This window comes from Nostoc sp. (assembly GCF_036917935.1).
GTDB lineage: Bacteria > Cyanobacteriota > Cyanobacteriia > Cyanobacteriales > Nostocaceae > Nostoc.
Genome location: NZ_JBALEL010000051.1, coordinates 85,965 through 106,556, shown reverse-complemented (window position 1 = coordinate 106,556; position 20,592 = coordinate 85,965). Strand labels below are relative to the sequence as shown.

Annotated in this window: 15 protein-coding genes; 1 reads left to right on the top strand and 14 read right to left on the bottom strand. The window is 41.0% G+C overall.

What is annotated here, in order from left to right:
- Window positions 1-4 precede the first annotated feature (4 nt).
- From V7K62_RS21235 to V7K62_RS21190, 10 genes are all read right to left on the bottom strand, one after another.
- Entirely contained in the window at window positions 5-2,113 is a 2,109-nt protein-coding gene (locus tag V7K62_RS21235; RefSeq protein ID WP_442937320.1) for an ATP-binding protein, read from the bottom strand.
- Between the two features lie 356 nt (window positions 2,114-2,469).
- A complete protein-coding gene (locus V7K62_RS21230) occupies window positions 2,470-2,994 on the bottom strand; it encodes a Rab family GTPase (protein ID WP_334867508.1) in 525 nt (174 codons plus the stop codon).
- Between the two features lie 50 nt (window positions 2,995-3,044).
- Window positions 3,045-5,237 (bottom strand): OmpA family protein, encoded by a 2,193-nt coding sequence (locus V7K62_RS21225; protein ID WP_334867506.1) that lies wholly within the window; start codon window positions 5,235-5,237, stop codon window positions 3,045-3,047.
- 113 nt (window positions 5,238-5,350) lie between these two features.
- Window positions 5,351-6,007 carry a hypothetical protein gene (locus V7K62_RS21220; protein WP_334867504.1) on the bottom strand — a complete coding sequence of 219 codons (657 nt, stop codon included), beginning with the start codon at window positions 6,005-6,007 and terminating at the stop codon, window positions 5,351-5,353.
- A gap of 260 nt (window positions 6,008-6,267) precedes the next feature.
- A complete protein-coding gene (locus V7K62_RS21215) occupies window positions 6,268-10,965 on the bottom strand; it encodes a response regulator (RefSeq protein WP_334867502.1) in 4,698 nt (1,565 codons plus the stop codon).
- 72 nt (window positions 10,966-11,037) lie between these two features.
- Window positions 11,038-12,393 (bottom strand): hypothetical protein, encoded by a 1,356-nt coding sequence (locus V7K62_RS21210; RefSeq protein ID WP_334867500.1) that lies wholly within the window; start codon window positions 12,391-12,393, stop codon window positions 11,038-11,040.
- Between the two features lie 307 nt (window positions 12,394-12,700).
- The gene (locus V7K62_RS21205; protein ID WP_334867498.1) at window positions 12,701-12,913 is read right to left on the bottom strand and encodes a CopG family transcriptional regulator; all 213 of its coding nucleotides are present in this window, start codon (window positions 12,911-12,913) and stop codon (window positions 12,701-12,703) included.
- Window positions 12,914-12,969: 56 nt separating this feature from the next.
- Window positions 12,970-13,644 (bottom strand): response regulator transcription factor, encoded by a 675-nt coding sequence (locus V7K62_RS21200; RefSeq protein ID WP_334867496.1) that lies wholly within the window; start codon window positions 13,642-13,644, stop codon window positions 12,970-12,972.
- Between the two features lie 434 nt (window positions 13,645-14,078).
- Window positions 14,079-15,512: a sensor histidine kinase gene (locus tag V7K62_RS21195; RefSeq protein WP_334867494.1), complete on the bottom strand. Its 1,434-nt coding sequence runs from the start codon at window positions 15,510-15,512 to the stop codon at window positions 14,079-14,081.
- Between the two features lie 401 nt (window positions 15,513-15,913).
- The gene (locus tag V7K62_RS21190) at window positions 15,914-16,120 is read right to left on the bottom strand and encodes a type II toxin-antitoxin system HicB family antitoxin (protein ID WP_334867492.1); all 207 of its coding nucleotides are present in this window, start codon (window positions 16,118-16,120) and stop codon (window positions 15,914-15,916) included.
- A gap of 136 nt (window positions 16,121-16,256) precedes the next feature.
- Here V7K62_RS21190 and ygfZ point away from each other — a divergent pair, with 136 nt between their 5' ends.
- Window positions 16,257-17,252: a CAF17-like 4Fe-4S cluster assembly/insertion protein YgfZ gene (ygfZ, locus tag V7K62_RS21185; RefSeq protein WP_334867490.1), complete on the top strand. Its 996-nt coding sequence runs from the start codon at window positions 16,257-16,259 to the stop codon at window positions 17,250-17,252.
- 5 nt (window positions 17,253-17,257) lie between these two features.
- Here the strand turns inward: ygfZ and V7K62_RS21180 are convergent, their stop codons facing one another.
- From V7K62_RS21180 to V7K62_RS21165, 4 genes are all read right to left on the bottom strand, one after another.
- Window positions 17,258-18,196 carry a DUF5331 domain-containing protein gene (locus V7K62_RS21180; protein WP_334867488.1) on the bottom strand — a complete coding sequence of 313 codons (939 nt, stop codon included), beginning with the start codon at window positions 18,194-18,196 and terminating at the stop codon, window positions 17,258-17,260.
- A gap of 55 nt (window positions 18,197-18,251) precedes the next feature.
- A complete protein-coding gene (locus tag V7K62_RS21175; protein WP_334867486.1) occupies window positions 18,252-18,584 on the bottom strand; it encodes a (2Fe-2S) ferredoxin domain-containing protein in 333 nt (110 codons plus the stop codon).
- A 139-nt stretch (window positions 18,585-18,723) separates the two neighbouring features.
- Window positions 18,724-19,698 (bottom strand): cysteine synthase A, encoded by a 975-nt coding sequence (locus V7K62_RS21170; RefSeq protein WP_334867964.1) that lies wholly within the window; start codon window positions 19,696-19,698, stop codon window positions 18,724-18,726.
- A 537-nt stretch (window positions 19,699-20,235) separates the two neighbouring features.
- Window positions 20,236-20,370, bottom strand: coding sequence for a hypothetical protein (locus tag V7K62_RS21165; protein ID WP_334867484.1), 135 nt, complete (start codon window positions 20,368-20,370; stop codon window positions 20,236-20,238).
- Window positions 20,371-20,592 lie beyond the last annotated feature (222 nt).

Sequence of the window (20,592 nt, the reverse complement as noted above, 5' to 3'; positions counted from 1 at the left end):
ATGACTACTGACTCCTGATTATAAATTCTTGGATGCGTTTAATAAACTCTTCTAACTCTAAGATTAAGTTAGTGGTACCTCGACGCTCTTGGTTGTAAGCTAGTTGTTCTAGTTTTTCTGCTGCCAGATGCATGGTTGTAATTCCCATATTAGCGCTAGAACCTTTAATTTGATGGACTTGGAGCGCTATTTGCTCAAAGTCATGATCTGCGATCGCTATTTTAATTACCTCTAGACGAGGTTGAATATCTTCAACAAACATTTGCAGTAGTTCCAATTCAAATTCTGGGTTGTTTTCTGAGAGTTGATGCAAACGTTCCCAATCAATTGGCAGGTCAACTGAACCGACATCTGTGGTAGAAACTGTCTGCTCTGTGGCATTTGTTTCTTTTGCCCTGAATATCACACTTCCCCAATGCTCTAGCGTCGCCGCCAATTTTTCTTTCATTACTGGCTTACTCAAATAGTCATCCATTCCGGCATCTAGACACATTTGTTGGTCTTGTTTCATCGCATTAGCTGTCATTGCAATTACCACAGGACGGCGACCACTAGCAAAGCTGCTTTCTTGCCAACAATGAATTTGTTTTGTGGTTTCTAAACCGTCAAGAATCGGCATTTGGCAATCCATCAGAATCAAATCGTAAGGAATTTTTTCTAATAGCTGCAACGCTTCTTTGCCATTATTAGCGATATCAGCACTGTAGCCCAGGCTTTTGAGTTGCTTCAAGGCTATTTTCTGATTCACCAGATTATCTTCAGTTAAAAGAATTCTTAATTTATGGAAGTCAGGAAACGGGGAAGAGGAAGCGGGGACGCTCTTATCCGGGGACAATAAAAATAACTCCTGACTCTTGAGAGCCAGTTGATCGACTTGTGGAGACTCGATCGCCCTTAGCGTCTCCTGTTGGGAGAAGACCACACTGGCTCCCCCTGACTCATCTGCAATAACAGAAGCGGCAATCGTAAAGTAAAATGTACTACCTGCACTAAACTCACTTTCAACCCAAATTCTGCCACCCATTAACTCGCACAGTTGCTTGCAGATGGCAAGACCTAAGCCAGTACCGCCATACTGTCGAGTAATGGAGGAGTTAACTTGACTGAAGGCTTTAAATAAACGTTCAAGGCGATCGCATGGAATTCCGATGCCTGTATCTTTAACACTAAACTGAATTTCGTCAGTATTTGCAGCCGAAGAATGATTAATATCGCTATTCTTGCGGGTTGTAACTGAAACTTCTATGCTTCCAGTTTCGGTAAATTTAATCGCATTACTGAGTAAATTAATCAAGACTTGGCGCAGTCTGGTGATATCCCCCATAATCGTAGTAGGAAGTTCAGGACTATCTAAAAATGTGAGTTTTAAACCTTTTTCTCTAGCTGTAGGCGCAAGCATATAAAGAGCCTCATTAATGCAATTTCGCAAACCAAAAGGCTCCTCTTCTAGTTCCAAGTTACCTGATTGTATTTTGGAGAAGTCAAGAAAATCGTTAATAATTTTTAGTAAAGAATTTCCACTGGTGCAAATGGTTTCAACAAAATCTTGCTGTTCAGTAGTCAATTCAGTATATAGCAACAAACTGGCCATACCAATTACCGATGCGATCGGAGTCCGAACTTCATGGCTAATCATTGCTAAGAATTCCTGTTTAGCAATTTCTGCCTGTTTTCGTTCAGTCATGTCTCGCAAAATGTAAACATAACCTTGAAAATGTTCAATTTCTGTCTTTACTATTGAAGATGAAAAAGCTACGGGGATTGTTTTACCACTTTTGGTATAACAAACAGTTTCTACCTCTTTGACTAAAGGATTTATGTCTTGATTGTCAGATATATCGATACTTTCAATATCACCAATTATAAATTGATATTTATTAACTTCTTTAATAACTTTTGTGATCGGTTGTCCGATGAGTTCTATCTCGTTATATTGCAATAAAAGTTGTGCGGCGTAATTTATTTTTTTTATCTCGCCTGATAGTGTTGTCACTAACAATGCGTCTGCCATTGATGTCACAATTTGGTCAATATATTGTTTAGAAGCCTTTAAGTTACGTAGCAAAAGATTTGCTTCATTTGCACCTTGAAACAAAGATTGCTCAAGAACCATCCGTTCTGTAGCATCTTCGATAACAATGGTTAGTCGATTGCTAGAATGGTCTTCTTGGAGATTATTAGTAATACGAATATCAATATATAAAGGAGAAGCTGTATCTTGCGATCGCATAATTCCTTTTAATTCAAAATTATCTTGCTCTCCTTGTCGAATTGCATCAAAAATATCCTCAAGTCCCTCTAATTCGGGAAATACAATCCGAACATCCTGACCTAGCTTCACTTGATTAGAAATATCGGCAAAATGATTTAGTCCCAAAGACATCTCTAGAATATTCAAGTTTTCATCAATTATCAAATATTCAATACCACATACAGATAATAGGTTTGTTAAAAAGGAGTTCATCTTAATTAAATTAACCGAGTGGCTAAAGCTTGAAATATTTTATCAACATTATTACCAGTTTTAGCTGAAGTTACATAAGTGTCTAATATATTAGCTTGAGCGGTGAATTGATACATTTGACGAATTTTTTCTAAATATTCGGCTGCAATCATATCTGATTTGTTCAGTGCAACAACAATATAGCTGTTAGGATTAACAGCTAAAAAAGTTTGAATATGCTCTTGGATATGATGGAGCGTTTCTGCTTGTGTCACATCACCGACTATCACAGCACCTTTAGAACCTTGAAAATAATTTTTAGCGACTGCCTTAAACTTATTACTACCTTCAATATCCCAAATTATCAACTGTAAGTTTTTTTCATTAAGTAGGTCTTTTTCGGAAATACTAACCAATTTACGAGATATTTTTACTCCTACAGTTGAAAGGTATTCATCACTAAACTGACACTCTACAAATTGGCGAATTAGACTAGTTTTACCAACACCAAAATCACCAAATAAGCATATTTTTTTAGAGATTGTAGACATAGTTGGACAAAAGTAGAGAATGTTTTATCGGAATCATAGCTACTATAAACTTAAAATTGCTTGTTTATCGGTTCTAGAGCGACACAGCGGCTTAACCATAAGGGTTGAGTTACATCAATTCCTGGTGGTAAGTTTGTCCTCCCAATGACCTGTAGGCGAGATGGCTCAATACCTAATTTAATCAGTGCTTGTTGTACAGGCTTTGCTCGCGCCAGTGCCAATTTTTGAGATTTGTTCTCGCCATTACGGTCACTATAACCAATGATTTTTAAATGCTTATTTGGGTGCTGATTGAGGAAAAACTTGACCTGTTGAACCTTGTACACTAAATCTGCTTTCATTAAACTCGCTGAGTCGGGTTGAAAGTAAAATCGAACTTCAATCTGTGGAGGTTCTACTCGCACCGCGCTAGACACAGATTTTACGCCTGGAATTTGTTCAAATGCATTAGCAATAATCTGAGCATCTGCAATTCGGTTGACAGTTCCTTCAACAGCTACTTTACCAGCGATGTATTGAGCGGAAATTGCTATATCGTCAGTCTGATTTAAAACTGCTGTAACTCGTTTGACTTCAGCAGCAGCTAATACAGGGTCTGCGGGTAATTCTACTAATAAAATTTGATTGTCAATCAACCAATTAGGAGAGGTTATTTTAACAATTTGCTCGGCTTTCTGGCGAAGAAGTTGATTAGGTAATCGTCCTGTTAATTTTAATTTATTGTGTTCTACTTGTACAGTGAGCCGATATACGGCTAGTTCTGGAACAGAAGTTAGAGCCAACGAAGTTTGATTTTCAATGGAATATATAACTCCACTACGGTATTGCCAAATGCCCCAAGGAATGAAAATGCTGCTGATAACTGTTAAGCCCAATATCAGTAGCGGTGATATTTTTGTTTTCTTTGTCTCCTGAATACCTGTATTTTTCAGTTCTTCTAGAAGTGTCTGAACTTCCATAGGAATTAAATCTGGGTCGCCGTCAAATTTTTCAATTAAATTACCATATTGTTTAACAATGGTGCTGAAGACTTGCCGCATTTTCCAAATAAATTTTTTGCTTGGTTCTCCTCGTACAACAATCGCTAAATAACAGTATCCTGCAACTTCTAAAATTATTTTGGATGTCCCGTATTCAATTGCATCTAATTCTGTCATGCTTCCAGATTGATTGATGCAATCATTAGCAAAGCTACGAATTGCTGTCAGCATTCCTGCGATCATTTCAGCCTCTAGCTGCTCTACATCAGAGTGCTGAATATCTGAGATAACTAAACCAGATGTTTTATGAATCAAGAAAATAGCTTGAATTGTAAATGGCAGAGCTTCTTTAAGAATTAATTCTGCTTCTGAAACTCCCTGTAGCTTGGCACGAATTTTACGTTTAACGCCTTCAACGCTAAGGGTTTCTTCAACTTGTCGGTTAATAGCACGGATTGTCTCTGCCATATACTTAGCTATGGTACTACCAATAATTGGGTAGAGTGCATCTACCACAATATTCTGTTCAATTTCAATTTGCTTTTTTATGGCTCGTCCCATCGCCGGAGCGATCGCATCTGAAATTTCTTCTGGAGCGATAATAATCTGTTGGGAAATAGCTAGAGGAATTACAGGTGCGATCGCTCTACTCATGCTAATTTTATCTTGTTCAGTGCGACTGCGGATAGCCCGATCGATAATAGGAGCAATTATCTCGACAATTTCCTCTCTCGACTCTGTAATCGTCAGCCTTAAAAGCTCAGAAATCCACGGTAGGAGTAGATTTATTAGCTCTTTAGGGTCGTAAATTTGATGTTCTATTTTTGTTAATTTTTGTTCGAGTTTAGCTGTAATATTATCTATTTCTGATAGTTGATATCCGACCAATATCTCCCGTAATTTTTGCAATGCATCCTCTGAGTTGTCTAACTTTTCCTCAAATTCTGCAAATATTTCAATAGATTCTTCTAATTCTTCTTGAGTAGTTTGTGAGTAATTAGATATATCTTGAGGAAAATTAAAATCAGACTCTAAATAAGCTTCACATACTTCTAATGTCACTGGAGGAAGTTGCAGTAATTCAATTTCTTCTGGAATATACTCACTTTTATGATCAGTTTCTAATGCTAATAAAGAAAAAGATTGCTCAGGTGATTCGATAATTTTGAGTTCGATAAGTAAATGTAGCAAATTGTCAAGTTGCACAGCTTTTTCTGGCTTCAACTCAACAGATTGAGAAATCGAATTTTCCACCTGAGTCATCCTTTTGAGAGTGCTGTTAGCCCGTGCTGAATTAGGAGTTAGGAGTTAGGAGTTAGGAGTTAGGAGTCATTGTCTTCCTCATCACCCTTATCTCTCTTTGCCCTCTGACTTAATTACAAATGCAATTCTGCCGTACTGTTGGAGTGAGTTAACACTTTTGACAACTTTGCAGTTTCTAGAAGCGGTACAGCAGTATATTCGTCGCTGTGTTCATCGGCTGCTTCTCGCAATTTAGGAATAAATTCAGTTTCTTTCAGACGCATTCCCAAGGCAAACAAAGTTTCAGCCATATCGTCTTTAGAAACTTTAGTGTCTGTCAACTGCGAGAAGCGTCGATCTATTTCTTCTAAAATCAGATCACGTAATGCCGTGACATCATCTTGTAATTGGACTTTAGTCTGAAAGATTTCATCTCGAATCGAGGTAGTTTGGCTATCTAAGGTTTCATCAAGCGACTGAACGCTGCTAGAGAACTTTTTATTAAGTCTATCAACCTGTTGTCGTAAGTCAAGAGTTTCTTCTTGAGTTGACAGGTTGAGTGACTTCAGCTTTTTATCCAGCGACTCAAATCCCGCTTTTAGTTCACCCGAAAAGTTGGACTTGAGTTGATCGACATGCGATCGCATCTGTTGTTGCAGGAGAGATATATCTGACTCCAGCTTGCTAAATCGATTGTCGTACTCTCTTAGCTGTGTTCCAAGAATAATATCGCGGATCTGATCGATATTGCCAAGTCTTTCTCGTACATCGTCTTTACTCATCTGACTCATTAAGAAAACCTCACTTTTCGGGAATCAATTGGGAATAGAAGGTGATGCATTTAACTGACATTTAGGCTAAAATATCTTAGCTTATGATGCAGCTAACTCGCCGAATATACTTTTAGTACATCAAAGTTATTATTCCCAGTTGTTGGCAAGTTCTATCTGGAAAATAGGAAATGAGTAATGAGAAATGGAAAATAAATATTTTTCATGCTGACTCAGAAAAAATAGTGACTGTTAATTTATTAATAAATATTATTAATTTTTCAGGTTTTGGCGTTACTATCTTTACAGTCCAAAAATTCTTGGATGCGTTTAACAAACTCTTCTAACTCTAAGATTAAGTTAGTGGTACCTCGACGCTCTTGCTTGTAAGCTAGTTGTTCTAGTTTTTCTGCTGCCAGATGCATGGTTGTAATTCCCATATTGGCACTAGAACCTTTAATTTGATGGCCTTGGAGCGCTATTTGCTCAAAGTCATAATCTGCGATCGCTATTTTAATTACCTCTAGACGAGATTGAATATCTTCAACAAATATTTGCAGTAGTTCCAATTCAAATTCTGGGTTGTTTTCTGAGAGTTGATGCAAACGTTCCCAATCAATTGCCAGGTCAACTGAACCGACATCTGTGGTAGAAACTGTCTGTTCTGTGGCAGTTGTTTCTTTTGCCCTGAATATCACACTTCCCCAATGCTCTAGCGTCGCCGCCAATTTTTCTTTCATTACTGGCTTACTCAAATAGTCATCCATTCCGGCATCTAGACACATTTGTTGGTCTTGTTTCATCGCATTAGCTGTCATTGCAATTACCACAGGACGGCGACTGCTAGCAAAGCTGCTTTCTTGCCAACGATGAATTTGTTTTGTAGTTTCTAAACCGTCGAGAACTGGCATTTGACAATCCATCAGAATCAAATCATAGGGAATTTTTTCTAATAGCTGTAATACTTCTTTGCCATTAGCAGCGACATCAGCGCTATAACCCAGGCTTTGGAGTTGCTTCAGGGCTACTTTTTGATTCACCAGATTATCTTCAGCTAAGAGAATTCTAAGTTTGGGAGAGCCGGGAGCCGAGAGCCAGAAGGCAGGAGAATAATAGTTGCTGTTGTTTTCGTAATTTTCTAGTTTTAACTCCTGACTTTTGAATTCTGTCTCCTCTTGTGCCGGCTGCATTCCTAAGAGAGTGATGATGGTATTGAGGAGTCGGGACGGCTTAACAGGTTTGACCAAATAAGCCGCAAATCCTATTTTTAGCGATCGTTGGATTTCATCTCGTTGATTAGTAGAAGTAAGGATAATTAAAGGTAGCCTAGCGATCGCTGAATTTGCCTTAATTTGTTCTCCCAAGGTCATGCCATCTATTTCTGGCATCTGCATATCAATCACCGCAACATCATAGAGATTTTTTTGCTTGGCAGCCTCCTGAATAGCAATGAGTGCAGTAGTAGCCGAAGCAGCCTGATCCACTAGCATCCCCCAACGGGTAGCTTGATAGTGGATGATTTTGCGATTAGTAGCATTATCATCCACTACTAACAAGCGCCGATTGAGCAAAAGTTCGCGTTCGTCTTCTAAGGAAATAGCGTCAAGTTGCTGGGCGAGAGTTACTTCAAACCAAAACTTAGATCCTTTCCCCAACCGACTTTCTACGCCCATTTCTCCTCCCATCAAGCTTACCAGTTGCTTGCAGATGGCTAATCCCAAACCTGTGCCGCCATATTTACGGGTGGTGGAAGCATCTACTTGCGTAAATGGCCTAAAGAGTTTGCATTGGTCTTCAGGGGTAATGCCAAGACCGGTATCTGTGATCGTAAAATAGATGCTGGCTGAAGTCAGGGAAAGCGATCGCAATTCTGCTTGTAATACTACCTCTCCATTGCTGGTGAACTTGATTGCATTGCTGATTAGGTTCATCAGAATTTGCCGCAGACGGCCAGCATCGCCTTGGAGGTAGGTGGGGACGTTGGGATAGATCAACGCGGCAATTTCTAATCCCTTATGATGGGCTGAGGGAGCCAATAATTCCAACACCTCTTCTACACAAGTAGATAAGTCAAAATCTAGAGTTTCTAGTGCCATTTCCCCAGCCTCTAGTTTGGACAGATCCAAAATTTCGTTGATCAGGCTTAAGAGAGCGTCTCCACTAATGCGAATTGTTTCGATAAAATCCCGCTGCTCCGAGTTGAGGGGAGTTTCTAACATTAAGCTTGTCATGCCCAACACAGCATTCATCGGAGTCCGAATTTCATGGCTCATGTTGGCCAAAAAAGCACTTTTGGTTTGAGAAGCTAATTCAGCTTGCTGACGGGCAATTTCGAGTTCTCGTCGCTGTTGAGTTTCTGCATTTAACATTTGGGCTTGGGCTAAAGCAATACCTACTTGGTCAGCTATTTGCCGTAAAAGATGAGTTTCAAAACTAGACCATTGGCGAGAACTGCCGCACTGATGGACAATCAGTAAACCGCAGAGTTCTTCTTTGACAAGAATGGGTATGACTAAATTACACTGGACTCCAAATTCTTGCAGTAATTCGATATGGTTTTTTTGGACTTCAACTATATCCAATTCAGCCAGCCCCAGATTCGGTTTTTGACGGTACTGCTGTAGATAGTACTGTTGTATATATTCGGCTTGAAAGTAAGTATCGGTGAGCTTTTTCTCTTTAATTGCCAGCCAGCCAGAAACTACTGCCTCAACCACGGTGGCTCCAGATCCATCTGCCAAAGGCTGATAAATCAAAACTCGGTCGCTATGGAGAATTTTTTGCACCTCCGTAACAGTGATTTGGAGAATTTCTTTGATTTGCAAAGACTGACGAATCTTGAGGGTAATTTCAGTAAATAGTTGCGATCGCAAATTTTGACGTTGGAGTTCTTCTTCTGCTTGCTTGCGATCGATAAACTGCCCTACTTGCTCACCAATAGAATTCATGACTTTTGCCAAATCTGGATCAGCTTGCTGGATTTTATGGCTAAAGCAGGTAATGACACCGATAACTTTTTTACCACTACGGATCGGAAAACCGAAAGCTCCGTGCAGTTCTGCTTGGGCAGCCATTTGAGAGCGAATGAAATTCTGATCTTTAACGACATCAGCGATCCAAACAGGTTCAAGACTAGCCCAGACACGACCAGGCAGCCCAATTCCTGGTGTAAACGTAATTTGCCGACTTAGGATGTCAAATTCTTGCATCTCGAAGGAGATTTTATACCATGCATTTAGCAAGGACAGTTGATTTGCTCGCTGATCTAGCAGCCAAAATTCACTTAAATCCCATCCCAAACTTTCGCAGATTCCTTGCAGGATTTGGGGCATGGCTTCGTTGATTGTGGTTGACTCTGCTAAGAGGCGAGTTGTAGCATACTCTGCTTTCAGATGCTGTTCAGTGCGTTTGCGTAAGCGAAGTTCCTCGAAGACATCGCTGATGTCAATACCTGTGGCAACAATGTATTCAACGTAGCCCTCATGGTCTTGTAAGGTAGTGTTAGTCCAGGCAATCAGCCGCCGACTACCATTTTTAGTTACCCAATAGTTTTCGTATTCGTTAGGCCCTTCACCAGATCGCAGCTTTTCAAAAACTGTTTTAACCGGCTCTATGTCTTCAGGAAGTAGAAACAGGTTCCAGAAATGCCTTCCTTTCACCTCATCAAATGAGTAACCAGTGGTTTGTTCACAAGCTTGATTGAAGCGAACGATTTGCCCTTTTGGGTCAAGAACTATTACCAAAGCGCTGGTTGTATCAAGGACTGCTGAGATAAAGTTGCGTTCTTGCTTCAGTGTTTCCTCTGTTAATTTACGCTCTTTTCCCTCACGATCAATAAAGTAGTAGACTATAGCTAGAATCAGAAAACTTAGGCAAATAGCGATCGCTTGCATCAAAAGAGTATTGCGGGCACTAGTTTTGGTGATTTTTAACTGCTGCTGAAGTTCTTCCGTCTCTTTTTTTTGCATCTCACGAATGATATTGCGGATATCACTCATTAAGTTATTTCCCTGATTTGTATTTATTACCTCCAATGCAGCATCTAATCCGAAATTCTGGCGCAAGTCGATAGTCTTTTTCAGTTCCTTGAGTTTTACTGCAATCAGGGATTCAAGGGTGTTGAGTTGACTCAGTTGCTTAGGATCATCTGCTGTTAATTTTCTTAGCTCCTTAATTTCGGGGGCAACTTTAGTAATTGCTGTCTGATATGGTTTTAGATACGCATCCTGTCTAGTGAGTATATAACCGCGTTGTCCCGTTTCAGCATCCTTGATGTTAGACAGCAGTTCTTGCAAGCTGTTGATTGTCAGTTGGGTGTTGTTCAACTTTTTACTAGTATTAATCAACACTTCCGTACTCTGGTATGAGAGCGTGCCAATCAAGACTAAAATTGCCAACGCCAACCCAAACCCGACGGCAACTTTTTTTAAAAATTGTCTACGTGTCTTCTGTGCCTGTTTGCGTGTATCACTTGCCAATACCAAAGTTGCTAAACTGCGCCGCATTTCTAGTTGCTTGATTACCTGGCGACCTAGAATTCGTAATGCTTCAAATTGTTCTGGAGAGAGGTTTCTTGGTACATGGTCAATTACACAAAGTGTTCCTAACGCATATCCTTCCGGGTTAGTCAGCGGTACACCAGCATAAAATCGAACATTTGGGTCAGAGGTGACTAGCGGGTTTGTCGCAAACCTTTCGTCTTGTGTGGCATCAGGCACAATAAAAACTTCAGATTGGATAATAGCATGGGCGCAGAATGCGACATTTCGAGGTGTTTCTAGGGCATCCAAACCAACTTTTGACTTGAACCACTGGCGATCGCTATCAATTAAACTGATTAAAGCAATGGGAGTTCCACAAATATATGAGGCTAAACGGGTCAAATCGTCAAAGGCCGCTTCCGCACGAGTATCGAGGATTTTATACTGCAAAAGAGATTCGATTCGCTGTGTTTCGTTATCAGGTAATGGTGCTTTCATTCTTCAGCCTTATACCATTTTGGATTTTGGATTTGAGATTATTTATCGGGTTTACCTTCTGCCTTCTGCCTCCTAAAATTTGACTCGCAACTGTCCTGTCAAGGAATTACCACCGTAGGCATTTCCCCCGGTTTCTTGATTTTGGAGATTACTAAAGCTATAGCCCAAGTCTGCTTCTATATTGGGTGACAGTTTTACCGTACAGCGCGTTTGATAAGTATTAGCGTTGTCAAATTCTCCTTTAAGTCGCTGCCGTCCTAAGTTGGCAGCAAGACGACAGCGTAAGAAATTAGCAATATCTCCTTCCCAAGCTACCTCACCGTTGTAAACTAGAAAATCTGGTGGAGAAAAATAGCCACTTGTGCGTTCTAAATTGCGATCGTAACTCCAAGTAAATAAGTTAGCTGCCAAAGAAAATTGTCCGAACTTACGCTCTAACCTACTAAAAGACTGCACCTCGGAATTACCATCGTTGTAACTACCCAAACGCAATGACGAAAACAAGCTGGTGTCACGGTCAATCTGCCAGTATAAATCAGGGCCAAATCGCCAAACAGTAATTTGATTGTCTAAAGTTCGAGCATTGGATTTATAAGGGCCTTGTTCTAAATTACCTGATAGTACTACTGCCGATAGCAATCGACCTGATGACGAAACTTGCGGCGGCGAAATGGGAACCTCCACCTTAACATTGAGATTGATAGCTGTGGGTAAACGATTGAACACATCGACTCCGGCTGCTGTTTGTAGAGTCACTTGTCCAATTTTTCCTTGCCATCCAACTTGTAAGGGAAAATTGGTAATCGATTCAACACCGCGTTGCTCAAAGAAGTTAAAACCTGTCTTGAAAAATATTTTATTGCCATTACTCAATCGAAACTGAACTGTAGGTTCAAGGAAAAAATTTGTTTGGCCAAAGTTGTCTGTTTCATAGTGATAGTCCGTATGAATACTTTCCAAAACTGCATCCGGCGTTTTTGGTTCGGTGGAAGTTGTTGGTGGACTAGAATTCTGCTGCGGTGGTTCGGTGGAAGTTGTTGGTGGGCTAGAATTCTGCGGTGGTGGTTCGGTGGAAGTTGTTGGTGGGCTAGAATTCTGCGGTGGTTCGGGTAGCGATGGCGGTAATCGCAAATCAGGATTGAAGTTTTCGGGTGCCGCCATCAAAATAGGTGTTTGCTCAAATCGATAGGGGAGCGGTTTTGAGTATTGCTCTGTTGACTCAGGATTTACTATGATGACTTGCTCGGTCAATTCTAAAGGTGATTTCCAAGTCTGATGTGCTTGGGCTGCTTGTAACTTAGCTTCTGATAATATCCAAATACCTACGCTACAGATTACTCCTAATTGAATCTGTAGGCATCCCAAAATAAACACAGTGTACAAACTATATCGAGAAACAAAGAGATAACGTCTAAAACTATCTGCCATCGGTCGATACTATATGTGTAGAAGAAAAACTTGCTGCCAAAGAGTTTCCTGGCTGCTAGTTGATCTATTCGGATTGGGATTATGATGCCCACAATCGATGCGTGTTAAGACATGGGAAAGGCAAAAGGCGTAAAGACGTTTAGTTTTTAGCCTTAACCCAAGCGTATTGAGATGTAGAAGTTCCCAGGTGCATGAAGTACACATCAAAACCTCACCCTCAACCCCTCTCCTTGGTAAGAAGAAGGGTTGAGGGTGAGGTTAAGCTGTACCTCATTCTGATTAGGAAACGCTATATTCGAGTGGATCGTTACTGTGATTTTGAACAACTGCCAACAGTTATTGTTGAGTCTGCTGTTCTCATCTCAGAGTTTTCAGCATTGTCAACCTCAAGACTTCGGAGCAATTCTCGAATTACATCTGTTGCTGGTCTTCCTGTCAGACTACAGTATTGTTCAAGTTTGTTCATTTCCTCGGTTGTGAGATTTACTGTCAGTCGTTTAACAGCCCATTTTTTCTTCATGATCCTTTTTTATCTTTAATATGTTGCTTTTTCTCGAAATCACCACGTCATTACGATTACTCCCGTAGTGCATAGCCTACACCACGGACTGTATGAATCAAACGCTTTTCATTATTTTCTTCTAACTTGAGTCGCAAATAACGAATATAGACTTCAATAATATTAGAATCGCCCATGAAATCGTAACCCCAAACTTTCTCTAAAATTTGATCTCTAGTAAACACTTGACGGGGATGTGAAAGGAGATATTCTAATAAGTCAAACTCTTTTGCTGTTAACTGAATGCTTCGTTTCCCCCGAAATACTTCACGGGTGCGGCGATTTAAGCTTAAATCTTCAAATTGCAACAAATCCTCGTCTGTTTCTTGGGTGCGGCGGAGATGAGCGCGAATTCTAGCTAGTAGTTCCTCAATGCTGAAGGGCTTAACTACATAATCATCGGCTCCTGCATCTAATCCTGCTACGCGATCGCTCACTTCATCTTTTGCTGTCAACAAAATTACTGGCACTGTACTGCCTGTTGTTCGCAAACGGCGACAAATTTCCAAACCCGTCAATCCTGGGAGCATCCAATCCAGAATCGCTAAATCTGGTGATGAGTCTCGCGCCAGGGTTAGACCAGCAATGCCATCATGAGCTACACTCACTCGGTATCCTTCGCTACTAAGTTCCAATTCGACAAATCGCGCTAGTTTGACTTCATCTTCTACCAAAAGGATATGTGCTGTCATATTTTTGCTCCTAAAGCAGGTAATGTCAGAATAAAAGTGCTACCATAACCTAGCTCTGAAATGACGGCAACTTTGCCTCACATACCTTCGGCTAGGTGTTTTGTTTCACAATCTATAAACCCAAGCCTGCTTTGCCAGTTAAACGAGGGCTGCCTTTATTCTCACAGGAAACGGGGCGATTTCCAAATAGATTACCCGATGCTTAAATTTCTGGCGTTGCGGATTGATGTATGAATCTTGGTGAGATGTTGCATTGCAAGGTTTTAGCCTTAACCCAAGCGTATTGAATTATAAATAATCAAGCGGACATGATATGAAATCACGCAAAATCATTTTCAGATCGGAATTCAGTAACGCCAAATTTCTCTATCATTTGCACTATGTCTGCAATCAAATCAAGAAGTCGGGGATCTGAGTCTTTCAATTTTTACAAATCAGATAGAACTACTATATGTAGGTAAACTGATTGTAAAGATACTCCCTTCTCCTAACTTTGATTGTACACTTACACTACCTCCCATACCTTCTACAAGTGTCTTGACAATCGATAAACCCAAACCACAACCCCCAGTAGTATGAGAGCGGGATTCATCTACACGGTAAAATCTCTCAAATATCCGTGCTTGCTGTTGCAAAGGAATGCCATCACCTTTGTCAACAACTTGAATAATAGCCTGATCTTGAAGCTGATTTAACTTAAAAATTATCGGTGTGTCAGCATCAGAATACTTAACGGCATTATCAATTAAATTTAATAACACTTGTTTAAAGCGACTATAGTCTGCTTTGATCTCAATTGGATAAATTTTGGACTCGATTCTAATTGTGCGATCGCTATATTTTTCTGCCATCATTACAACTTCTTCAACCAAATCATTCAGCACATAAGATTTCATTTGAAAGTATAAGTAACCGCTATCTGCTCGTGCTAAATCAAGTAAATCTTGTAGCAGGCGAATAGTGCGTTCAGCTTCTGATGCCGCAGTTTCTAAAGCTTCTTGTTGTGTTTGGGTTAAGTTATTTTGCCTTCGCAAGACGCTTTGCAAATAACCATGTACGATTGTTAATGGTGTGCGTAATTCGTGAGAAACATTGCTTACAAATTCTCGCTCTTGCTCCCATGATTGGGAAAGGCGCGATAACAGCATGGTTAAAGTTTGAGCTAATTCTTTAACTTCACTAGGTGCATTATCAAGATATAGCTGTGCTTGTCCTAAATCTTCGGCGGAAATCACAGAAGCCATTTGATTTAGCTGGCGCAGGGGTTGCAGAGAACGCTTAATATAAAATGCGATCGCAGCAGTTAAAACAATAATTGCTAAAACACTAGTGATACCTAAACTCTGCACCATTACCATAAACATTCTCTGTTCGCGGGTAATATCCTTGACTACAAATAACTCACCCAGTAACTTACCCTGGACTTGCACAGAACTACCACATAAAACAAAGTAGCTTTCATTTACTTTGTAAACTTGTGCTTTAATCGGCATATTAGTCAGGGACATTAACTCAGCTACGGTAGTATTAGATAACAAATCTAAAGTGGCAGATTTTACTAAAATTTTCTGATCGGGACTTTTTAGCCATAATAATGTGTTGGTATTTGCCAAATTATTAATAGCTTTTTGCAACCCAGTTTCAGGTTGCATCATTTCACTATAAATTTGCACATCTTGCGGCAAGCGCTTGGCGATTTGTTCTATATTATATTTATGACTATCAACTAAAATTTGCTGCATTTTCCAACTAGTCCATGTAGCGAGGCTACCTAACACCAAAGCGGAAAATGCTCCAATACCAACCGTGAGGCGTGACTGTAAGGAAAATGGGTCTATATTTATCCAAACTTTTATGATTTGCTTCACTGTTATGGTTGCACTTGATGTTTTTAATAAGGCTTGATCAATAAAATCAGACTGCTAAATGTAAAGTTACTGTCAACCGCTACATCTTTAGTTATAGCTGACTTGAACTTACCTCTGTTGTATACCTACAGTGGAAAGTACAGCCATTCCAAAAATATTTAGCAATATTTTTATTTCATTGCACTCTCAACTACGCAAATTTGTGTCTAATAATAATCTAAATGTATTTACTAATAATTAAATTAATTTCTGCTGAGAATTACCTGAAAATTTCTAATATAGGACTCGTATTTGATTTTTGAAACAACTCAGTACACATCTCTTCCCTGTTCCCTGTTTCCTCCCTACGCAAGTAAGTTCAGGAATCAAATCGGATTCCTATAGCAGATACAAGTAATGGTTTAAGCGGCACCTATTTCTACCTGAAGTGTCTTAATTTGAGGAATAATAGTAGCTACTGGTGGTTCAAAATGCAGTGACAAAGCTTCCTCAAGATTAGCCAATGTCTCAGTTTCAGTCTGGCCCTGGCTAGCAATATCAATCTCCAAGCACTGTGCCACAAACCAGTTACTTTCCTGCCATACACTTGCAGTAAAAGTTCGTTTCATAAGTTTTTCTTGTTCGGCACTTTCTGTTGATTTGATTATACGCTAGAAAAAAACCGGAGGTGCATTGAAGCCGCAAACGCTTATTTGCTAAGATTTCCAGTGCGACAACATTCAAACAGGGCAACTTCTCATCACCATGCCAACATCTACAATTGACGATAAAGACACAGCAGCTATCGAAGCCGCCAGAGTTGGGGTTGCAATATGCGATCGCACCGCCTGGGGACGTATCAAAGTCTCTGGCGACGATCGCCTCAATTTCTTACACAACCAAAGTACTAACAATTTCCAAATACTCAAGCCAGGACAAGGTTGTGATACAGTTTTCGTCACTTCCACAGCCAGGACAATTGATTTAGCAACCGCCTACGTTAGAGAAGATGCAGTAATCTTGCTGGTTTCGCCTAACCGCCGCCAGTACCTCATGGAATGGCTGGATAAATATATTTTCTTTGCCGATAAGGTGGAATTATCTGATATCACAAAATACACCAACACCTTCAGCCTGATTGGCCCCGGAAGCGACGCTGTTTTAGAAAAGTTGGGTATTGGCGAACTCATCGGCCAACCTTACGGTAGTCACAAAGTATACACAATCGCTCCGGCTGAGGGAGTGCGGATTGCTGTGGGTAGTGGGTTAGCGGCTCCCGGATACACCTTCACTTTTCCCTATACGGACAAAACAACGGTGTGGAACAAATTGTTAGAAGCTGGGGCGGTAGAAATGAGCGATCGCGCTTGGGATGCATTGCGAATCTTACAAGGCCGCCCTGCGCCAGATGCGGAACTCACAGATGATTACAATCCTCTGGAAGTTGGTTTGTGGCAAACAATTTCTTTTACTAAAGGTTGCTATATTGGGCAAGAAACCATTGCTCGGTTAAATACATATAAAGGTGTAAAACAACACCTTTTAGGTATCCGCCTCAGTGCCCCTGCAGAAATTGGAAGTGCGATCGCAGTTGGAGATGAAAAGGTCGGCAAACTTACCAGTTACACCCAAACCGCTGATGGTTACTTTGGACTAGGTTACATTCGTACCAAAGCTGGTGGCGTCGGCTTAAAAGTCCAAGTGGGAGAAACTGAGGGTGAAATAGTAGAAATACCGTTTGTTTCTCACGAGTACCCGTAAGTAACTCAAATCAAAATATCTTTCTCTTTATCCCTAGCACCGTCACAAAATTCATCTACCCAAGAAGCTAGACTACGGGCATTAGTGGTTGTTAAATTCACTTTACCTTTAACCTCTTGTGGTTGAATATTCGGATCTTTGCCGTTGCTTTTAACCTCAGTAGTAATTGCTAGCGATCGCACTGGTTTGCCATTACTGTTAATCTCAGTGGTAATTGTAAGCAATGCGCCTACAGGGATTCGGATAGATGGCGCGTTGCTCTTAACCTCAGTAGCTAATGCCACAGATGGCATGGTTTTGGCTTTGCTGTTAACATCACTGATCATTGTCAGCGCCGAGTGCGATGTCTGACGACAAGCTGCAAAGCCGCTACCTATTGGTTGATATTCGCTTAGAAAACCGGAGGATGGCGTTTTCATTGGAGTATCTGGAGCAATTTTAGTCGCAAATGCAACTACCAACTCAGGTTTGCCTGTACGAACTACTTCAGTGGTAGCTGTAATTGATGGCACAATTTGATCGGTGCGTGACAAGTTGGAGTCTAGAGTCTTGGCAAGAGAATGAAGCACAATCTTGCTGGCAGTTACAGCCGATGACAGATGTTTATCCTCAGAATGGTTCTCATCTGGCGACTCGCTTTTAACTTGGCTTATAGCCATAGAATGCTCTGATTTTATTAAACGTAATTCTTCATCAGGATTGAAGTTAAGACCTAAAGCGGCGACTATTTTATCTGGATCGTTATTCAGATCCAGCATAAAAGAAAGTATTTCATCAAATTGGGGTTCCAAAACAGACAGTGTTGCCAAAATAAAACCGGACAAAGGACGGCGCAGACCATCGTAAGTGGCCCAAATTCGCATTTTGACCAGCCAGGTAATATTTTGCTTGTAGTAAATGAGCCACTTTTGTTTTAAGGATTGACGCAGCTGCTGGATATTCATTGGATGCCTCACTTCAGTCAACAAGATTGCAGACCTTGATATTGAAAATTTAGCTTTATTTCTGGGGATGAAACCGATAATAGAGCATCTGTTTGATTCTTTGACCACCAAGCAAATGATTTTCTATCAGTAGAGATACTTCATCGGGTTGAACAGCGCTATACCAGACCATATCGGGTAATATCAGCACCATCGGCCCATTGCCACATTGTCCTAAACAGCTGCTAGCCGTTACCGTTACACTAGGGATTGGCAAAGCTGTAAAAGCTTCTAATACCTTGAAGGCACCTTGCTTTTTACAAGTACGATTTTGACAAATTCGCACACATCTAGCAGAAGAGGGTTGGTCTATTATCGGGAAGTTTGATGGTTGAGTTATGTTTGACATTTTTTAACGTAGACGCAAAGCGGCTGACCGCAGGGTACCACAGAGGCGCAGAGGACACAGAGGAGAGGCAGATGGGAAGAGGGGGAACTTTCTCATTCTCAGGGTCTTTTCCCAATGCCCCATGCCCAATTCCCCATAACTAATCTATTGAAAGTCCTTTTGAGGCTAGCCATTCAAGGTTGAATATCCGCGACTGATAGCGGGAACCACTATCACATAAAATGGTGACAATGGTATGTCCTGGCCCCAACTGCTTCGCTAGGGCAACAGCTGCGCCAACATTAATACCCGTTGAGCCGCCCATTAATAGTCCATCTTTCCTCAGCAGTTGGTAAACTACCCGTAAAGCTTCTTGGTCATCAATTTGGATGGCATCATCAGCAGGTGCGCCTTCCATATTGGCTGTGACGCGACCGTTACCGATGCCTTCGGTGATAGAATTTCCTTCTATCTTGATTTCGCCGGTTTTGACATAGCTATAAAGTCCACTACCCAGCGGATCGGCAACAACGCATTTAATTGCTGGATTTTGTTCTTTCAAGTACAACGCCACACCAGCATAAGTACCACCAGTACCAGTTGCAGCTGTCCATGCATCTATTTTACCATCTGTCTGCGTCCAAATTTCCGGCCCTGTGGTTTTGTAGTGGGCGCGGCGGTTGGCTAAATTATCAAACTGATTTGCCCAAATGGCATTTTCCAACTCAGCAGCTACTCTGCCAGATAGCTTGACGTAGTTGTTCGGGTCTTTGTAGGGTACAGCGGGGACAGGACGAACTTCTGCCCCTAGTGCTGTCAGTGCATCTATCTTTTCTTGTGACTGGTTATCGGGAATGATAATTAGGCATTTGTAGCCTTTGGCGTTGCAAATATGTGCTAGCCCAATGCCAGTATTACCAGCAGTTCCTTCTACAACGGTGCCACCAGGTTTGAGTAAACCTTTCTCTTCGGCATCTTCAATGATGTAAAGTGCAGCGCGGTCTTTGACGGAACCCCCAGGATTGAGAAATTCTGCTTTAGCAAGGATTTCACACCCTGTTTGTTCGCTGAAACTGTTTAAGCGAATCAGAGGTGTGTTGCCAACAGCGCCGACGAAGCCATTCTTTATATCCATTTTGACTGTACCTGTGTGAGTATCTATAAAAATTTTGGCTGATCGCGGTGGCATGATTTACAACTGATTTGCCTAAAATTCTATGATACTTACATCGGAGGGCTTGCCGTTGGTCATGCGTGTCAACTTAAGCCAAAACCCTTTTAAAATCTCGTTGGAAATGCACCTCATCGCGGCTCTGCCGCAAGTTTTGAGGCGGAGCCTCTCGGAATGCATTCCCAGTCTCCGACTGGGAACGAGACAATCTCTAAAAGCTGGTTATAGGCTGGCTTTCACCTTAAGTTGACACCAATGGCCGTTGGTGTACTCCTACAAGAATACAAGCAAGTTACCCGAAGAGTCTGGTTAGAGAAACTTCTTGCATAGATAATTCTTCTTTGGAGCAACTGTTATAATACCATGTTCTCGGATAGGCAGCCATCGGTTGCCTCTAACTTCACACTCATAATGATTATCATTACTAAAATTGGTAATATTTAATTCCTCAAAGTCATGTCTGAATAGGGTCTTGGTCAATTCTACTCAAATCCTAGCTCGTCAATATTTAAATGCGATCGCCCTGATCAGGTTACTTGTACAGAGAGTTCCGACTTGCTGGAAAATAACCCAGAAGCTTTTAACGATCGCATTGTGTTTTTGCACAACCAGCCCGATATCGGATGTTGCTAACATTTCGGGTAGTTTTTCTCCTGGCTGCAACTAAATATATTTTCTTTAGTGGTCAACAAGAAAGTGGCGGGTTTGAATCCCCCATTGATAGCGGAGCCTCTTCTCTACGAGAGGCTACGCCATGCAAAGAATCAAGCTAGCAAGAGGTCTGTCTGCGACACGCTGTTCGCGTTCCTAGAGAGCGTCTTGATTCTGACTTCTGAATTCTTCTTCAATATGCTATTT